General features: G+C 66.9%; 12 protein-coding genes. 3 read left to right on the forward strand and 9 right to left on the reverse strand.

Annotated elements, in window-relative coordinates:
• Positions 1–89: 89 nt before the first annotated feature.
• Genes WS75_RS04010 through WS75_RS04020 form a run of 3 tightly spaced genes read right to left on the reverse strand, consistent with a single transcriptional unit; the run spans position 90 to position 6,254 of the window.
• Entirely contained in the window at positions 90–2,555 is a 2,466-nt protein-coding gene (locus WS75_RS04010; RefSeq protein WP_059679256.1) for a glycosyltransferase family 4 protein, read from the reverse strand.
• Positions 2,552–4,018, reverse strand: a complete 1,467-nt coding sequence (locus tag WS75_RS04015) for a flippase (RefSeq protein ID WP_059679257.1) — start codon at positions 4,016–4,018, stop codon at positions 2,552–2,554. The genes WS75_RS04010 and WS75_RS04015 overlap by 4 nt, the downstream gene beginning before the upstream one ends.
• Before the next feature lie 43 nt (positions 4,019–4,061).
• Positions 4,062–6,254: a hypothetical protein gene (locus WS75_RS04020; RefSeq protein ID WP_059679258.1), complete on the reverse strand. Its 2,193-nt coding sequence runs from the start codon at positions 6,252–6,254 to the stop codon at positions 4,062–4,064.
• A 491-nt stretch (positions 6,255–6,745) separates the two neighbouring features.
• On the opposite strand from WS75_RS04020, the gene WS75_RS04025 reads away from it, so the two are divergent.
• From WS75_RS04025 to WS75_RS04035, 3 genes are read left to right on the forward strand one after another with little or no spacing between them, the layout of a single operon-like run.
• Positions 6,746–7,810, forward strand: a complete 1,065-nt coding sequence (locus WS75_RS04025; RefSeq protein ID WP_059679259.1) for an acyltransferase family protein — start codon at positions 6,746–6,748, stop codon at positions 7,808–7,810.
• A gap of 35 nt (positions 7,811–7,845) precedes the next feature.
• Positions 7,846–8,892: a GDP-mannose 4,6-dehydratase gene (gene gmd / locus WS75_RS04030; protein WP_059679260.1), complete on the forward strand. Its 1,047-nt coding sequence runs from the start codon at positions 7,846–7,848 to the stop codon at positions 8,890–8,892.
• The gene (locus tag WS75_RS04035; RefSeq protein WP_059679261.1) at positions 8,879–9,853 is read left to right on the forward strand and encodes an NAD-dependent epimerase/dehydratase family protein; all 975 of its coding nucleotides are present in this window, start codon (positions 8,879–8,881) and stop codon (positions 9,851–9,853) included. Before gmd ends, WS75_RS04035 begins: the two co-directional genes overlap by 14 nt.
• 97 nt (positions 9,854–9,950) lie before the next feature.
• Here the strand turns inward: WS75_RS04035 and WS75_RS04040 are convergent, their stop codons facing one another.
• The 6 genes from WS75_RS04040 to accD form a co-directional block, all read right to left on the reverse strand.
• Entirely contained in the window at positions 9,951–11,141 is a 1,191-nt protein-coding gene (locus WS75_RS04040; RefSeq protein WP_059679307.1) for an O-succinylhomoserine sulfhydrylase, read from the reverse strand.
• Positions 11,142–11,399: 258 nt separating this feature from the next.
• Positions 11,400–12,932: an amidophosphoribosyltransferase gene (purF, locus tag WS75_RS04045; RefSeq protein ID WP_059679262.1), complete on the reverse strand. Its 1,533-nt coding sequence runs from the start codon at positions 12,930–12,932 to the stop codon at positions 11,400–11,402.
• Positions 12,933–12,983: 51 nt separating this feature from the next.
• Positions 12,984–13,478, reverse strand: coding sequence for a CvpA family protein (locus tag WS75_RS04050; RefSeq protein ID WP_059450813.1), 495 nt, complete (start codon positions 13,476–13,478; stop codon positions 12,984–12,986).
• A gap of 6 nt (positions 13,479–13,484) precedes the next feature.
• Positions 13,485–14,306: an SPOR domain-containing protein gene (locus WS75_RS04055; RefSeq protein WP_059679263.1), complete on the reverse strand. Its 822-nt coding sequence runs from the start codon at positions 14,304–14,306 to the stop codon at positions 13,485–13,487.
• Positions 14,307–14,335: 29 nt separating this feature from the next.
• Positions 14,336–15,646: a bifunctional tetrahydrofolate synthase/dihydrofolate synthase gene (gene folC, locus WS75_RS04060; protein WP_059679264.1), complete on the reverse strand. Its 1,311-nt coding sequence runs from the start codon at positions 15,644–15,646 to the stop codon at positions 14,336–14,338.
• A gap of 100 nt (positions 15,647–15,746) precedes the next feature.
• A complete protein-coding gene (gene accD / locus WS75_RS04065) occupies positions 15,747–16,619 on the reverse strand; it encodes an acetyl-CoA carboxylase, carboxyltransferase subunit beta (protein ID WP_044843820.1) in 873 nt (290 codons plus the stop codon).
• Positions 16,620–16,662 lie beyond the last annotated feature (43 nt).

The raw sequence follows: 16,662 nt of genomic DNA on the forward strand, positions 1-16,662 counted from the left end.
GCCCAAAAAGCAGAACCCTCATGCAGCACACCGCCGCATGAGGGCTCGCTTGCCGGCGCATGGCGTCGATTCGCGCCGCCGCACCGCACCTACCGCTTCTTCGCCTTCGCAGCCTTCGCCGTATCCGCGAGGATCTTCTCGACCCGTTCCACATAGGTCTCGGTGCCGAACCGGCGCACCGCGGTCGCCCGCCCGCTCGCGACGAGCCGCTCGCGCAGCGCGGCGTCGTGCCGCAGCCTGCCCAGCGCATCGGCCAGCGCGGCCGCATTGCCCGGCTCGCACAGCAGCCCGTTTTCGCCGTCCTCGATGATCTCAACGACTCCGCCCGCGCGAGCCGCGACCACCGGACGCCGCGCGAGCATGCCCTCGACGATCACGCGCCCGAACGGCTCCGGCGTGATCGACGTATGCGCGACCACGTCGACCGCCTTCATGCACGCGGCCACGTCGCGCTGGAAGCCGAGGAAGTGCACGCGATCGTCCATCCCGTGACGCGCGACGATCTCGTGCAGCTGCGCCGCATATTCGTCCTCGCCGAACAGCGGTGCGCCGACCAGCACCACGTGCAGCTCGGGATGGCGAGCCGCGGCCTCCAGCAGCAGGTGCTGCCCCTTCCAGTGCGCGAGGCGGCTGAACGAGCCGACCAGCCATGCGTGCTCCGGCAACCCGAAGCGCGCGCGCAGCGCGGCCTGGCTGGCCGTGTCCAGCGCGTCGAATGGTTCGGCCGAAATGCCGTTGAACACGACGTCGACGTGCTGCGGCGTGAAGCCCGTCAGCGCACGGAATGCCTGCGCGGACGCGTCGGAGTTCGCGATCACGCGTGTGACGCCGAACCGCGCGCAGTGCTTGATCGCCATCAGCTGCTTGCTGCCGAAATGGTCGCCGCTGACGATGTCGCGCAGGTGCCAGACCACCGGCTTGCGCGCGAGCCGCCCGGCCAGCGCCGCGACCACCATCGCGCGCTGCGTGTTCGCGTAGATCACCTCGGCCCGCCGTGCACGCCGTGCGACGTCCCGCACGAGCGCGAAAAGCTGCTTCAACGCGCCGGCCGACACGCCGCCCTGCTTGCGTACCCCGGCGAGCGCGCCCTGGTCGAGCACGTCGACGCGCGCGCCGATCTCGTCGAGCGCCGCGCGGAACGGGCCGTCGTCGAACAGCACCACGTCGGCGTTCGCGCGCATGTGCTTCATGATCTCCAGCAGCGACAGCTCCGCGCCGCCGAGCACACCGCTCTGGTCCAGCACGAGCGTCGCCGGGCCGCGCGCGGGCGGCACCGGCGCGACGGCCGTGCCGCGCTGCGCGGTCGAGCCGGGCAGCACCGTCTCCACGTAGTCGAGAAAGCGCCGCCGGAACGTGTCGGCGGAGAAGCGCTCCGCATTCGCGCGGCACGCGTGCGGCGTGAAGCGCTGCGGCGCGCGTTCGAAATCGTCGACCGCCGCGACGATCGCGTGCGGCGTCTGTTCGTCGAAGAACAGCCCGGTCGGATGCGCGTGCGAGCTCGGGTCGAGCACCGTCTCGAGCGCACCGCCCTTGCCGTATGCGATCACGGGGGTGCCGCATGCCTGCGCCTCGACCACCGAGATCCCGAAATCCTCCTCGGCCGCGAACACGAACGCCTTCGCGCGCCGCATCCGGTCGTGCAGCACCGCGAACGGCTGATAACCCATGATCTCGACGTTCGGGCCGGCCTTCGCGCGGATCTTCTGCATCTCGGGGCCGTCGCCGATCACCACGAGCTTGCGCTCCGGCGTGCGCGAGAACGCTTCGACGATCAGGTCGATCTTCTTGTACGGCACCATCCGCGACGCGGTCAGGTAGAAATCGTCCTTCGCCTCGTTCAGCGAGAAGCCGTCGACGTCGACCGGCGGGAAGATCACCGCCGCGTCGCGGTGATACACCTTGCGGATGCGTCGCGCGATGAACGCGGAGTTCGCGACGAAGCCGTCCACCGCATTCGCGGTGCGCGTGTCCCAGTTGCGGATGTAATGCAGGATCATCCGCGCGAGCAGCGACTTCGGCCCGTGCGTGAGGTTCGACTGTTCCAGATACTGGTGCTGCAGGTCCCACGCGTAGCGGATCGGCGAATGCACGTAGCTGATGTGCATCTGGTCCGGCCCGGTCAGCACGCCTTTCGCGACCGCATGGCTGCTGGAGATCACGAGATCGTAGTCCGACACGTCGAGCTGCTCGATCGCGAGCGGCATCAGCGGCAGGTAGCTGCGGTACTTGGTGCGCGCGAACGGCAGTTTCTGGATGAACGAGGTCGTCACCCGCTTGCCGCGCACGAACGCGCGATCGTCGAGAAAATCGACGAGGCTGAACAGGTCCGCGTCGGGAAAGCACGCGACGATCTGTTCGAGCACGCGCTCGGCGCCGGCGTACGTGACGAGCCAGTCGTGGACGATGGCCACGCGCAGCGGGCGCGACGCATCACGTGCGCCCGCCTGTGCGGCCGGTTCGGCCCGGCGCAGCGCGGCGGTGTCGCCGGCTTCGGCCACCGCGGCACCGGCCGTGGCGAGGTTCAGGATGGCGTGTTCCGCCAGATCGCGATTCATACGGTTTTCCTCGCATTGAGACGGACGAACAGGTCGCGCACCAGCGCGCGCAGGGCCGGCGTCATCGTGAACGACCACGCAAGGTTCAGCACCAGCACGACGGCGCAGAAGCCGATCGACTCGCCGAGCCCCGACCACGCTCGCGCGAGAAACAGGCTCGCGAGCAGGAAGGCGAGATGCGCGAGCATGTCGAGCACGATCGCGCGCATCCGGATTGCCGACAGGTAAAGCAGCACGCCGTAATCGACCAGCGCGCGGGCAGCAACGACCACCGCCGCGCCGATCAGCCCGAAGTGATGAATGCCGAACCACAGGCCGCCGACGAAGAACGGCATTTCGACGAGCCCGGCGAACGCCGCCCGGGCCGGATTGACCTGTGACTGGATCAGGATCCGCGTGACGCTCGCCTGGCCGACGAGCCATACGCTGATCACCAGCACGCGCCCGACGGGTGCCGAATGCGCGGCGAGATCGGCGCCGACCCACAACGTGAGGAACGGCGCGAGCGCGAAGATCGCGACGATGCCGACCGGCGTGAACACGCCGTTCAGGAATTCGAGCGACTGGCGCGCGAGCGTGTCGGCATGCTCGCGGCCGACCGCCGACAGCCGCGGAAACAGCGTGCGCACCAGCGCGTTCGGCAGCATGTTCAGCCGCGTGACGAGGTTCTGCGGGACCGTGTAATAGGTGACGAACTTCGCGCCCATGCCGGCGCCGAGCATCACGCGATCGAGCGTGTCGGCGATCATGCTCGTCGTGCTCGCGATCAGCATCCAGCCGCCGAAGTTGAACAGCCCTTTCGCGGTGCCCCACTGCGGCGGATCGATGCGCCGGATCGCGAGCACCTTGATGCTTGCGTGACCGAGCATCACCGCCGCGATCAGCCGCGCGACGACGGCCGCGGCCAGCACCGTCTGCAGGTTCGGCGCGATCCACCATGCGGCGCCGAGCGGCAGCAACTGGAACAGGAACGTGCCGATCGTCTGGTTCGTGTTGAACACGCCGAACCGTTCGGCACCGTTGATCGCGCCGGCGAACACCCACGACACGTTCGCGAGCGGAATCGCGAGCGCGAGCCACGGCAACGCGAGATACACCTCGTGCTGCATCGCCGCCGACACCTTCGTGAAATACGCGGTGTAGACGAACGCGCCGAAATAGATCAGCAGGCCGCCGACGATGCCGGTGCCGAGGTTCAGCCAGAACGCGCTCCAGAAGACCCGCGCGCTTTCGTCCGCGTTGCCGCTCGCGAGCGCCTTCGAGATGTGGTTCTGCGCGGCCATGCTCATCCCGAGATCGAGGATCCCGAAATAACCGATCAGCGTCCACACGAGGCTGACGACGCCGTAGCGTTCGACGCCCAGCGCGTGGATATACGCGGGCACCGTCACCAACGACACGAAGGTCGGGAGGATCAGCCCGATGAAGTTGATCGATACGTTCTTGAGTATGCCTTTGTCCATGCTTCTGCCTTGTGTGACGCCAACGACGACGGCGCGCCGCCCGTCACGGTTTCCAGCGATACATCAGCACCTTGCCGCGCGCGTCTTCCTCGACGAACACCAGGTATTCGCCGTTCTCGCGCCGGAACGCGCTGATGCCGAACGGCACGTCGACCCAGCCCGACGCCTTGCCGACCTCCGCGCCCGGGCTCATCACGCCGACTTCCTTGCCGGTTTCCTTGTCGTACACGTGGATCTTGCCGACCGGCTCCACCGTGAAGATGTAGCGGCCCTCGACCGTGATGCCGATCAGGTCGAGGATCGGCTTCGCGTCGAGCTGCCACGGCAGCGCGACCGTGTAGCGCACCACCGGCGAGCCGCTCGACCACTTGTCGAAGCGCACCAGCACGCGGCCGACTTCCTTGTTGATGCCCGGCTGCGGCGGCGCGTCGGCCGTGTAGCCGGTCACGTACAGCGTGTCCGTCTGCGGCTCGTAGATCGCGCGGCGCAGCTGCGTGAACGGCTGGGGCATCGGATAGGTCGTGACCTTGTCGTACGAGTAGATCGGGTTGCCGGCCTTGTCGATGCCGCCGTAACCGAAGCGGTGTATGCCGCGCACGTCGCTCGTGCGCCAGATGTCGCCCTTCGTGTCGACCCACCAGCCCCAGCCGCCCGCCTTGGCCTTACCCGTCGTGTTGGTCGTGAACTCGTCCTCGTCGAGCCGGCCGTTGCCGTTCGCGTCGCGCCAGATCCAGTCGCCGCCCGGCGGCTTGTTCGGCACCTTGTCGACCGGCCGCGCGCGGCCCGCGATCAGGCCCGACGGAATCGCCACCTCGCCGTCGCGCTTCGCGTCGAAGCGGTAGATCTTCAGGTGATCGGCGTACATGTCGGTCAGGTACAGGAACGTGCGGCCGTCGACGCGCCGCGCGATCGGCATGCCGGGATACTGGTCCGTGTGGAACACCGGGTCGTCCGGATACTTGAAGCGGTTCGACAGGAATCCGACATATTTCCAGTCCTGGCCCGGCGGCTTCGACAGGTCGAGCTCGAAGCGCTTGTTGCCCGTATACACGCTGTTCGGCCGCGCGGGGTCGAGCCACGCGCCGTCGACGAACAGCAGCCCCTGCACCTGCCAGCGGAGCTTGCCGTCCGGCGTGTAGCTTTCCAGCACCGCGCCGAGCCCCGCGCCGATCGTGTCGTGGCGCGGCCCGATCCCGTTCATCGACACATAGATGTTGCCCGCGCGATCGACGCCCACGCCCGTCAGCCCGTTGAAGCGCTGCGGCCCCGGACGGCCAGGCACCGGGCCCGCGAAGATTCCGCCGCGCTCGCCGAGCGTGCCGGACGGCGCATAACCCTTGCCGCCTTTCGAGAAAATCAGGATCTGCTGGCGCGGCCCGTTGTCCGCGACGAGCACGCGCCCTTTCGCGTCGACCGCCACGTCCACCGCATCGGTGCCTTCCGGCAGCGGCGGCGCGTCATCGAGCTTGCGGCCGTCCGCGCGCACGTGCACGAGATGCGCGGGCCCGCCGATCGTATCGGTGAGCAGCCACAGCGTGCCGTCGCCGGCGAGCGCGATGCGGCCCGGCTCGTGCGCACTCCACGTGGCCTTCTTCTGCATCGTCTCGGCGTCATACACGTCGACCGCGTCATGCGACGGATTCGTCGCGAACAGCGTCTTGTCGTCGGCCGCGAGGCCGCCGACTTCCGCCTTCGCGTCGCCCACTTCCGACCGGGCCGGGGCCGGCACCTCGTTGACCATCATGAAGCTGGCGGCCATCCGCGCGCGACCGGCATCGGCACGCCCGCCCGGCGCGACCTGCGGCGCCGCGCGGAACGGCGCCGGCTGCTTCATGTCGCCGATCGTGCGGCGCGAAATGCCGAACCACTGCTTGCCCTTGTCCGGCCAGATGCCGGGCGACTGCAGATGGCCGCGCTCGTTGCCCACGCCGATCGCGACGTACGCATACTTGCCGTTCACCGCGACCGCGTTGCCGCCGAGGTTGCCCCAGCCGTGCGTGCCGCCCGCGAAGCCGAGCATCTTCCCGTCCTGGTAGACGCTCGCCTCGGCGCCGCTCTCGTCCCACGGCGCGTTCGTATACACCTTGCCGTCCGGTGTCACCGCGATCGCGCGAATGTCGATCTGCGTCCAGCTGCCGTCGCCATAGCCGAACGTGTTGCCGATCCACGACGTGGTCGCGGGCAACACGGTTTCAGCCGGTGCGGCGCTCGCGGACAGCACCGCGCATACCGTCATGCCAACCAGAATCAGACGTCGCAATGCGCTCTCCAGACTCGATTCGGAAGCGACCGGCGCCGCGGCATGCTGCCTGCCCTGATGCCCTGTCGCTAAATAGGTTTCAAACGTCGCGATGCAGGTTACAAGCAAAAATAATCACAAGAAATTTGGAAATATTTGGGGATGTTTCCACCTGAAATATTGAACCGGAACAACGAAAAATTGGCCCGACGAAGCGGAAATATCGACCGCCTTTCATGCGGCAATCCGTAGAAAATGCCACCCCGGCCCGCCAGCTGGGGCGCGTAGCCTGCAAACCTTTCATGTCGCGATTGAAAAACCGGCATTCGAATGTTTTCAGCCGGATAAATGGCATGCGTTTTTTTGCCGATTTCTTTTCCCTAGAATCGATTTCGATTCAATATTTCATTTAAACGCATGCATTACGTTCACGCATCGGAAGCGCGGCGCGCCACGGCATCGGCCGCGCGTCGCGAAGGAGCGGCGCGATGACGGGCATCTCGCGCACCACCGACCTTGCCCCGCCGCAACACGGCCGCATCGTGCAGCTCGACGGGCTGCGCGCGATCGCCGTCGGCGCCGTGTTCCTCCAGCACGCGCTGAAGGCGCCGCTATGGATGGGCGTCGACCTGTTCTTCGTGCTGAGCGGCCTGCTGATCACCGGCATCCTGCTCGATCGCAAGGCACGCGGACAGTCGTACTTCAGCCATTTCTACGCACGCCGAGTGCGCCGGATCCTGCCGCCGTACGTGCTGCTGCTGATCGTGTCGACGCTGCTGTTCGGCGCGAGCTGGCTGCCGCACTGGCCGTGGTTCGCGTTCTTTTCGACCAACATCGGACTGTCGCTCGGCAGCATCGGTCACGACAGCCTGAACGTGCTGTGGTCGCTCGCCGTCGAGGAGCAGTTCTACATCTTCTGGCCGTTCGTCGTGCTGTGGTGTTCGGAGCGCGCGCTGCTGTGGATCGCCGCCGCGCTGATCGTCGCGGCGCCCGTGCTGCGCGCGATCGCGACGCCGTGGTTCGATTCGTTCTGGCCGATTTACTACCTGACGCCGTTCCGGATGGACCTGCTCGCCGCGGGTGCGCTGCTCGCGATCGTGCTGCGCCGCGACCGGCGCGCGCTGGAACCGTTCTATCCGCTCGCGATCGTCGGCGCGCTCGTGTCGCTCGCGATCCTCGGCTGGCTGCACCTGTCGTTCCCGCGTTTTCGCGCGGCGAACACGCCGCTGTCGAACGCCGCGCTCTACAGCATCTCGCTGCTGCTGTGCACGTCGATCGTCGTGATCGCGCTGCGCGGACGCGGCCTCGTGCAGCGCGTACTGACGAACCCGCTGCTCGTGTACGTCGGCACCGTCAGCTACACCGTCTACCTGATTCACCTGAGCGTGCTGTACGCGCTGTGGCCGTTGCACCTGAACCGCTTCGTCACGGCCGCGCTCGCCCTCGCCATCACGCTCGCGTACGCCACCGTGAGCTGGTACGGCTTCGAGCGGCGCCTGACGCGCGGCCCCGCACGCGCCACGGTGCCCGCCGCCGCGCGCACGACCGCCTGAATTTCTCAATCCATCGATTCGACCAGGACATTGCCATGAGCCAAACTCGCAAGAAGGCCATCATCACGGGGATCACCGGGCAGGACGGCGCCTACCTGACCAAGCTGCTGCTCGACAAGGGCTACGAAGTCACGGGCACCTACCGCCGCACCAGCTCGGTGAACTTCTGGCGCATCGCCGAGCTCGGCGTCGATACGCACCCGAACCTGTCGCTCGTCGAGCACGACCTGACGGATGCCGGCTCGAGCCTGCGGCTGCTCGAACGCACGCAGCCCGACGAGCTGTACAACCTGGCCGCGCAGAGCTTCGTCGGCGTGTCGTTCGATCAGCCGGCGACGACCGCCGAGGTCACCGGCATCGGCCCGCTGAACCTGCTCGAGGCGATCCGCGTGGTCAGCCCGAAGACGCGCTTCTACCAGGCATCGACGTCCGAGATGTTCGGCAAGGTGCAGGCCATTCCGCAAACGGAAACGACCGCGTTCTACCCGCGCAGCCCGTACGGTGTCGCGAAGCTGTACGCGCACTGGATGACCGTGAACTACCGCGAGTCCTACGACCTGTTTGGCTGCAGCGGCATCCTGTTCAACCACGAATCGCCGCTGCGCGGCCGCGAGTTCGTCACGCGCAAGATCACCGACACCGTCGCGAAGATCAAGCTCGGCAAGGCGACCAGACTCGAGCTCGGCAACCTCGACGCCAAGCGCGACTGGGGCTTCGCGCTCGAATACGTCGAAGGGATGTGGCAAATGCTGCAGGTCGACGAGCCCGACACCTACGTGCTCGCGACCAACCGCACCGAGACCGTCCGCGACTTCGTGCAGATGGCGTTCGCGGCGGCCGGCTACCAGATCGAATGGACCGGCAAGGGCGAACAGGAACGCGGCCTCGACGCGTCGAACGGCAACGTGCTCGTCGAAGTGAATCCGAAGTTCTACCGCCCTGCCGAAGTCGACCTGCTGATCGGCTGCGCGGACAAGGCCAGATCCAAGCTCGGCTGGGCGCCGAAAACGACGCTCGAGCAGCTTTGCCAGATGATGGTGGAAGCGGACCTGACGCGGAATCGTCACCATGACACGTACTGATGGCGGACGCTCGTCGCGCCGCGCATTCGTCACGGGCCTGACGGGCTTCACCGGCCGCTACATGGCGCAGCAGCTCGAGGCGGCCGGCTACGATGTGTGGGGCACCGTGGCGCCCGGCGCGGCGCGGCCGGACGATCCGGCGTTCGCGAACTGCACGCTGCTGCCGGTCGACCTGCTCGACGCGCACGCGATGCGCGCGGCGGCCTCCGACGCGCGACCCGATGCGGTCGTGCATCTGGCTGCGCGCGCGCACGTCGCGCAGGACGCGCCGTCGCAGACTTACGCGGTCAACATCGTCGGCACGCGCAACCTGCTGGCCGCGCTCGCGGGTCTCGATCGCCGTCCGTCGGCGGTGCTGCTCGCCAGCAGCGCAAACATCTATGGCAATTCGACGGCCGGCGTGCTCGACGAAACCGTCCCACCCGCCCCCGCGAACGACTACGCGGTCAGCAAGCTCGCGATGGAATATGCGGCGAAGCTGTGGGCCGACCGCCTGCCAATCGTGATCGCGCGGCCGTTCAACTACACCGGCGTCGGCCAGGACGAGGCGTATCTGCTGCCGAAACTCGTGTCGCACTATGCGCGCAACGCGCCGCGCATCTCGCTCGGCAATCTCGACGTGAGCCGCGATTTCTCCGACGTGCGCGACGTGACAACGGCCTATCTGAAGCTGCTCGAAACCGCGCCGGCCGGCGAGACGTTCAACGTCTGCTCGGAGCGCGCGTATTCGCTGAAGGAAGTACTGGCGATGCTGTCGCGGATCGCCGGCTACGTGATCGACGTGACGATCGATCCACGTTTCGTCCGGCACAACGAGGTGAAGCGCCTGAGCGGGTCGCGCGACAAGCTGCGGCGCGCGGTGGGCGAGCTTCCGGTGACGCCGCTCGACGACACGCTGCGCTGGATGATGGAAGCGATGCGTGACGTGCCTCGGCCCGCGCAGGCCGGGCACGCCGGCTGATTGCGTCAACGCGCGCGGCGCCGGCCAAACGACGACGGGCCGCTCGATCTGATCGAGCGGCCCGTCGTCATGTCGGCCCTGTGACCTGCCGCCGCGCTCAGCCCTCGAGACCGCGCGCGAGATCGTTGCGCAGGTCGCCCGCGTTTTCCAGGCCGACCGCGAGGCGGATCAGCCCTTCGGTGATCCCCGCGGCCGCACGCGCTTCCGGCGTGATGCGCGCATGCGTCGTCGTCGCCGGATGCGTGATCGTCGTGCGCGTGTCACCGAGGTTGCCGGTGATCGAGATCAGCTTCGTGCTGTCGATCACGCGCCACGCATTCGCGCGCTGCTGCTCCGGCGTGTCGCCCTTCAGCTCGAACGACACGATCGCGCCGCCCGCCTTCTGCTGGCGCTTCGCGAGTTCGTGCTGCGGATGCGATTCGAGCCCCGGATAAAATACGCGCGCGACGGCCGGATGCGAATCGAGCCAGCGCGCGATTTCCAGCGCGTTCGCCGACTGCTTCTCGACGCGCAGCGACAGCGTCTCCATCCCCTTCAGCAGCACCCACGCGTTGAACGCCGACAGCGTCGGCCCCGCGCTGCGCACGAACGGGAACACCTTGCCCATGATGAATTCCTTCGAGCCGACCAGCGCGCCGCCGAGCACGCGGCCCTGCCCGTCGAGGAACTTCGTCGCCGAGTGCATCACGACGTCCGCGCCGAGTTTCAGCGGCTGCTGCAGCACCGGGCTGCAGAAACAGTTGTCGACGACGAACAGCGCGTTCGCGGCCTTCGCGATCTTGCCGATCGCCTCGATATCGGCGAGTTCGGTCAACGGGTTCGACGGCGTTTCGAGGAAGAACATCTTCGTCTCGGGCCGCACGGCTTCCTGCCATGCGTTCAGGTCGGTCGGATCGACGAAGGTCGTCGTGATGCCGAACTTGCTGAAGATCTGCGAGAACATCCCGAGCGTCGAGCCGAACAGGCTGCGCGAGCTGACGAGGTGATCGCCCGCCTGCAGGGCGGACATCACGACCGACATGATCGCGGCCATGCCCGACGCCGTCGCAATGCAGGCCTCGCCGCCTTCGAGCGCGGCGAGACGATCCTGGAACATGGTGACGGTCGGGTTCGTGAAGCGCGAATAGGTGAAATAGTCTTCCGAATTCGCGAAGCGCTCGGCCGCCTCGGCCGCGCTCGTGAAGCAGAAGCTCGACGTGAGGAACAGCGCTTCCGAATGCTCGTTGAAGTTGCTGCGCAACGTGCCCGCGCGCACGGCGAGCGTGTCGAAGTTGAGGGAGTCGTCCATGTTCCGTTTTCCGTATTCGAGGGTCGCGCCGCAGGTCATGCATCGGGCGCGAACCCAGCCACAAAATCAGGCCAAAACAAAAAGCCCGCTATGCGTCGGCATCAGCGGGCTTCGGTGCGGTACGACAGCGATCGACTCGGGCCGACTGCCGCCGGCCTTCGCTTTAGCTGTTTTGGGAAGTCGCCCCGCGTCCGCAAGCTGAATCAAATCGACGCACGGCGACATCCTATCACGCTTCGTCGGAAGCGTGCGGCTGCATCACTCGACCGACAGTTGCAGGTTCATCTGCGAACGCGCGGCATCGCCGGCCGTGTCGCGATCAGCCTGCGACGCCGGTGCGAGACGCGCGCGCTCGATCGCATCGAGGTACTCGGGCGTCACGGCGCCGGTGATGTAGTTGCCGTCGAAGCACGACGCCTCGAATTGCTCGAGCTTCGGGTTGATGTCGCGCACCGCGCGGCGCAGGTCGTCGACGTCCTGGTAGATCAGGTGGTCGGCGCCGATGATCTTCGCGACTTCCTCGTCGGTGCGGCCGTGGGCAACCAGCTCGCCGCGCGTCGGCATGTCGATGCCGTACACGTTCGGGAACTTCACGGGCGGTGCCGCCGACGCGAAGATCACCGACTTCGCGCCCGCATCGCGCGCCATCTGCACGATCTCGTGCGAAGTCGTGCCGCGCACGATCGAGTCGTCGACGATCAGCACGTTCTTGTCCTTGAACTCGATGCTCATCGCATTGAGCTTCTGGCGCACCGACTTCTTGCGCACGGCCTGGCCCGGCATGATGAAGGTGCGGCCGACGTAGCGGTTCTTGAAGAAGCCTTCGCGATACTCGACGCCGAGCTTCGCGGCGACCTGCATCGCGGCCGGACGCGACGAATCGGGAATCGGCATCACGACGTCGATCGGCACGTTCGGCAGCTCGCGCTTGATCTTCTCGGCGAGGTAGTCGCCCATGCGCAGGCGCACGTTGTAGACGGGCACGCCGTCGAGGCACGAATCCGGACGCGCGAGATACACGTATTCGAACATGCACGGATTCAGCGTCGGGTGCTCCGCGCACTGCTGGCTGTGGAAGTTGCCGGCCTTGTCGATGAAGATCGCTTCGCCCGGCTGCACGTCGCGCACGAATTCGAACCCGATGCCTTCGACCGCCACCGACTCCGACGCGACCATCCACTCGGTGCCGTGTTCGGTCTCGAGCTTGCCGATGCAGAGCGGGCGGATGCCGAACGGATCGCGGAACGCGAGCAGGCCGTAGCCGGCGATCAGCGACACGATCGCGTACGAGCCCTGCAGGCGGCGATGCACGCCCGCGACCGCCTTGAACACCGCGGCCGGATCGAGCTCGAGGCCCGTCGTCGACAGTTGCAGCTCGTGCGCGAACACGTTGAGCAGCACTTCACTGTCGGAATTGGTGTTGATGTGCCGGCGGTCGATCCGGAACATCTCGTCCTTCAGCTGTTCCCAGTTCGTCAGGTTGCCGTTGTGCGCGAGGATGATCCCGAACGGCGCGTTCACGTAGAACGGCTGCGCCTCGGCTTCGCTCGACGCCGAGCCGGCCGTCGGATAACGGACCTGGCCGATGCCGAAGGTGCCGGGCAGGCTGCGCATGTTGCGCGTGCGGAACACGTCGCGCACCATGCCGTTCGCCTTGTACATGTGGAAATTGCTGCCGTCCGCCGTCGCGATGCCCGCTGCGTCCTGACCGCGATGCTGCAGCAGCAGCAGGCTGTCATAGATCAGCTGATTGACCGGGGATTGGGAGATAACGCCTACGATGCCGCACATGGCATGTCCTTCAGAATGACAAAATCGGTTCCGTCCTGCCCGGCCGCGTCGTCACACGCGTACGTACTGGGCCATGCCGTCGGGCAGGAGCTGCTTCAGCTCATGCACGCCCTGTTCGGCGAAAGGACGCAATAGCGCATTGCGCCAGAAATCCTGTTTGGGCAATTCGGTCAGCCCGGCCGCCGCGACCAGCAGCACCACCAGCACGCAGCCGCGGACGAGCCCGAACATCATGCCCAGCGAGCGATCGACTCCGCCGAGGCCCGTCGCCTGCGCGATCCGCGACAACAGCGCATTCGCGACACCCGCGACGAACACGACGCCGATCACGATCAGCGCGAACGCCAGCACCCACTGTGTCAGCGCACCGCCCGGCCAGTTCGCCGGGATATACGGCACGACCAGTCCGACATAGCGGGCCGCGATCACAATCGCCGCGATCCAGCCGATCAGCCCGAAAATCTCAGAGACGAAACCGCGCCATGCGCCACGCAGCGCGGACAACGCGATCACCGCCAATACAGCGTAGTCGAAAGCCGTCAGCATCGCACGTTACTGCGTGAGTCCGGCTTCGCGCACTTTCGCAATCGCGGCGGACGCCGCCGCGCGATCCGCGAACGGGCCGGCACGCAGCAGTGTAGCCGTGCTGCCGTCCGCCTGCTTGCGATGCTCGACATATGCGGGCACTCCCGCCGATTTCAACTTGGTGGCCCACGAACGGGCCGTCGTGTCGTCCTTGAACGAACCGAGCTGCACCGCGAAGCGCGCGCCGGCCGACGGTGCGTCGCCGCTGTCGGCCGTGGCGTCGGCGTTCGCGACCGTCGCGGGCGCCGGCTTCGGCGCGGGTGCGGCCGTCGCCGGCTTCGCAGCGGGCTTCGGCGGCGTCACACTCGCCGTGGTCGTCGGGGCCGGGGTATCGGGCTTCGCGGCCGGCTTGGCCGCATCCTTGGCCGCCGGCGCGGGCACGGCCGCCACGGCGACATCGGATGCCGGCGGTTCGTCATGCGCGACGCCCGCCTGCACGTCGGACGCGTCGTCGTCGCGCGGCGCGACCGCCTGATGCGCGGGGCGGTTCGGGATGTCGATCGCGATGTCGTCCGTCACCGGCTTCGGGTGCGAATCGAGCACCATCGGCAGCACGATCACCGCGGCGACGACGAGCGCGATCGCGCCGACGAGACGCCGGCGGGCGCGTTGCTTTTCTGGAAGGGTCGGATCGAGGAGCAGTGCGTCCGATTCCGGACGCTCGGTGCGGCGCGTGCGTCGCTCGACGCGTTCAGTGCGCTCCGTGCGCACGTTCCGGGAGGCCCCGGTACGACCGCCGCGCCGCGGGGGCGCGTCGTCGTCTTTCTTGCCGAACGAGAAAATTCCCATGAATGGCTGAGTCCGAAACTGCCCGTCAGTCAGTGTTGCTGCGATTTCCGGTAGGCCATCACACCTGCCACCGTATGGAAACTGCCGAAAACCACGATTCTATCATTCTCGGATGCTCTTTTTAGTGCATCGCGAAACGCTTCGGCGGGCGACGCGAACCGCGTCACGCTCGAATCGGGCCCCTCCTCCACGCCGACCTTGCGCAGCGCGGCTTCGAGCTGCTCCGCGCTCGCCGCGCGCGGCAGCGGCAGATCGGTCACGCACCAGTGGTCGACCTCGCCCTTCAGGTGCCGCAACACGCCGTCGATGTCCTTGTCGTGCATTGCACCGAACACCGCGTACGTGTACGGGAAGAAGCCCATGTTGCCGAGATTTTGCTCGAGCACGGCCGCCGCATGCGGGTTGTGCGCGACGTCGAGCACGATCGCCGGCTTGCCGGGCAGCACCTGGAAGCGGCCCGGCAGTTCGACGTTGGCGAGCCCGAGCCGGATGTCCTGCGCGGACACCGGCAGCACCGGGCGCAGCGCCTCGAGCGCAGCCAGCGCGGCCGATGCATTGATCAGCTGATTCGCACCGCGCAGCGCCGGATACGCGAGCGCCGGGTAGCGCTTCTCGCGACCGAGGTAGCTCCACTGCTGGCGCTCCGCGCCTGCCTGCGCCTCGTAGCGGAAATCGCGGCCGACGAGCCACAGGTCGGCGCCGATCGCTTCCGCGTGATCGATCAGCGTTTGCGGCGCGGCCGGATCGCCGCAGATCGCCGGCTTGCCGGCACGGAAGATCCCGGCCTTCTCGAAGGCGATCTTCTCGCGCGTGTCGCCGAGGTATTCGGTGTGATCGATGTCGATGCTCGTGACGATCGCGCAATCGGTATCGATGATGTTGACCGCATCGAGCCGGCCGCCGAGGCCGACTTCGAGGATCACCGCGTCGAGCCCGCGCGACGCGAACAGGTGCAGGATCGCGAGCGTCGTGAATTCGAAGTACGTGAGCGACACGGGCTCGGGCAGCGACGTGCGCGCCGCCTCGACGGCTTCGAAGTGCGGCAGCAGCTCGGCGTCGCTGACCTGCTGGCCGTTTACGCGCGCGCGCTCGCCGAATTCGAGCAGGTGCGGCGACGTATGGCAGCCGACCTTGTAACCCGCGCGCACGAGGATCGTCTCGAGGAACGCGCAGGTCGAGCCTTTGCCGTTCGTGCCGCCGACAGTGATGACGGGGCACGCGAATTCGAGCTGCAGCGCCGCCTTGACCTGCCCGATGCGGGTCAGGCCCATGTCGATGCCGACCGGGTGCGCGCGTTCGAGATGCGAAAGCCACGCGTCGAGAGTGGGAAAAGTGCTCATCGGTTCAAATCTGGATCGGGACCGCCACTACGCCAAAAAACGAAGCGCGCCGCCTGACGCTGAAGCCAGGCGACGCGCAGTGTTCACAACCTCGCGCCAATCAGGCCAGCGCGTCGGCCGGTTGCCGCTGCAGCAGCGCGAGCAGTTGCGCGATCTCGTCGCGCATCTTGCGGCGGTCGACGATCATGTCGATCGCGCCCGTCTTCAGCAGGAATTCCGCGCGCTGGAAGCCTTCCGGCAGTTTCTCGCGAACCGTCTGCTCGATCACGCGCGGGCCGGCGAAGCCGATCAGCGCCTTCGGCTCGGCGATCACGACGTCGCCGAGGAACGCGAAGCTCGCCGACACGCCGCCCATCGTCGGGTCGGTCAGCACCGAGATGAACGGCAGCTTGGCTTCCGCCAGCTTGGTCAGCATCGCGGTGGTCTTGGCCATCTGCATCAGCGACAGCAGGCTTTCCTGCATCCGTGCGCCGCCCGACGCCGTGAAGCAGATGAACGGCACTTGCTGCTCCAGCGCATTCTGCGCGCCGCGCGCGAAACGCTCGCCGACGACCGAGCCCATCGAGCCGCCCATGAACGAGAACTCGAAGCAGGCCGCGACGACGGGCAGCGTATGGATCGCGCCGCCCATCACCACCATCGCGTCGGTCTCGCCCGTTTCGTCCATCGCTTCCTTCAGACGATCGGGGTACTTGCGGCTGTCCTTGAACTTCAGCGAGTCGACCGGCACGATTTCCTGGCCGATTTCATAGCGGCCTTCCGGATCGAGCAGCCCGTCGAGACGCTCGCGCGCACCGATGCGCATGTGGTGATCGCACTTCGGGCACACGTGCAGGTTCGCGTCCACGTCGTTGCGGTACAGCACGGCCTCGCAGGACGGGCACTTGACCCACAGGCCTTCCGGAATGCCCTTGCGGCTTTTCGGGTCGGTCTGCTTGATCTTCGGCGGCAACAGTTTGTCGAGCCAGCTCATCGTATGGTTTCCTGTTCCGTGGCGGGGCGGGCCGATCGACCCG

Source organism: Burkholderia sp. FL-7-2-10-S1-D7 (assembly GCF_001524185.1).
Taxonomy (GTDB): Bacteria; Pseudomonadota; Gammaproteobacteria; order Burkholderiales; family Burkholderiaceae; genus Burkholderia; species Burkholderia diffusa.

What these genes read in the sequence shown, in the direction of transcription:
- WS75_RS04010 (WP_059679256.1), bottom strand. Translation starts at nt 2,555, where the DNA reads ATGAATCGCGATCTGGCGGAACACGCCATCCTGAACCTCGCCACGGCC.
- WS75_RS04015 (WP_059679257.1), bottom strand. Translation starts at nt 4,018, where the DNA reads ATGGACAAAGGCATACTCAAGAACGTATCGATCAACTTCATCGGGCTG.
- WS75_RS04020 (WP_059679258.1), bottom strand. Translation starts at nt 6,254, where the DNA reads ATGACGGTATGCGCGGTGCTGTCCGCGAGCGCCGCACCGGCTGAAACC.
- WS75_RS04025 (WP_059679259.1), top strand. Translation starts at nt 6,746, where the DNA reads ATGACGGGCATCTCGCGCACCACCGACCTTGCCCCGCCGCAACACGGC.
- gmd (WP_059679260.1), top strand. Translation starts at nt 7,846, where the DNA reads ATGAGCCAAACTCGCAAGAAGGCCATCATCACGGGGATCACCGGGCAG.
- WS75_RS04035 (WP_059679261.1), top strand. Translation starts at nt 8,879, where the DNA reads ATGACACGTACTGATGGCGGACGCTCGTCGCGCCGCGCATTCGTCACG.
- WS75_RS04040 (WP_059679307.1), bottom strand. Translation starts at nt 11,141, where the DNA reads ATGGACGACTCCCTCAACTTCGACACGCTCGCCGTGCGCGCGGGCACG.
- purF (WP_059679262.1), bottom strand. Translation starts at nt 12,932, where the DNA reads ATGTGCGGCATCGTAGGCGTTATCTCCCAATCCCCGGTCAATCAGCTG.
- WS75_RS04050 (WP_059450813.1), bottom strand. Translation starts at nt 13,478, where the DNA reads ATGCTGACGGCTTTCGACTACGCTGTATTGGCGGTGATCGCGTTGTCC.
- WS75_RS04055 (WP_059679263.1), bottom strand. Translation starts at nt 14,306, where the DNA reads ATGGGAATTTTCTCGTTCGGCAAGAAAGACGACGACGCGCCCCCGCGG.
- folC (WP_059679264.1), bottom strand. Translation starts at nt 15,646, where the DNA reads ATGAGCACTTTTCCCACTCTCGACGCGTGGCTTTCGCATCTCGAACGC.
- accD (WP_044843820.1), bottom strand. Translation starts at nt 16,619, where the DNA reads ATGAGCTGGCTCGACAAACTGTTGCCGCCGAAGATCAAGCAGACCGAC.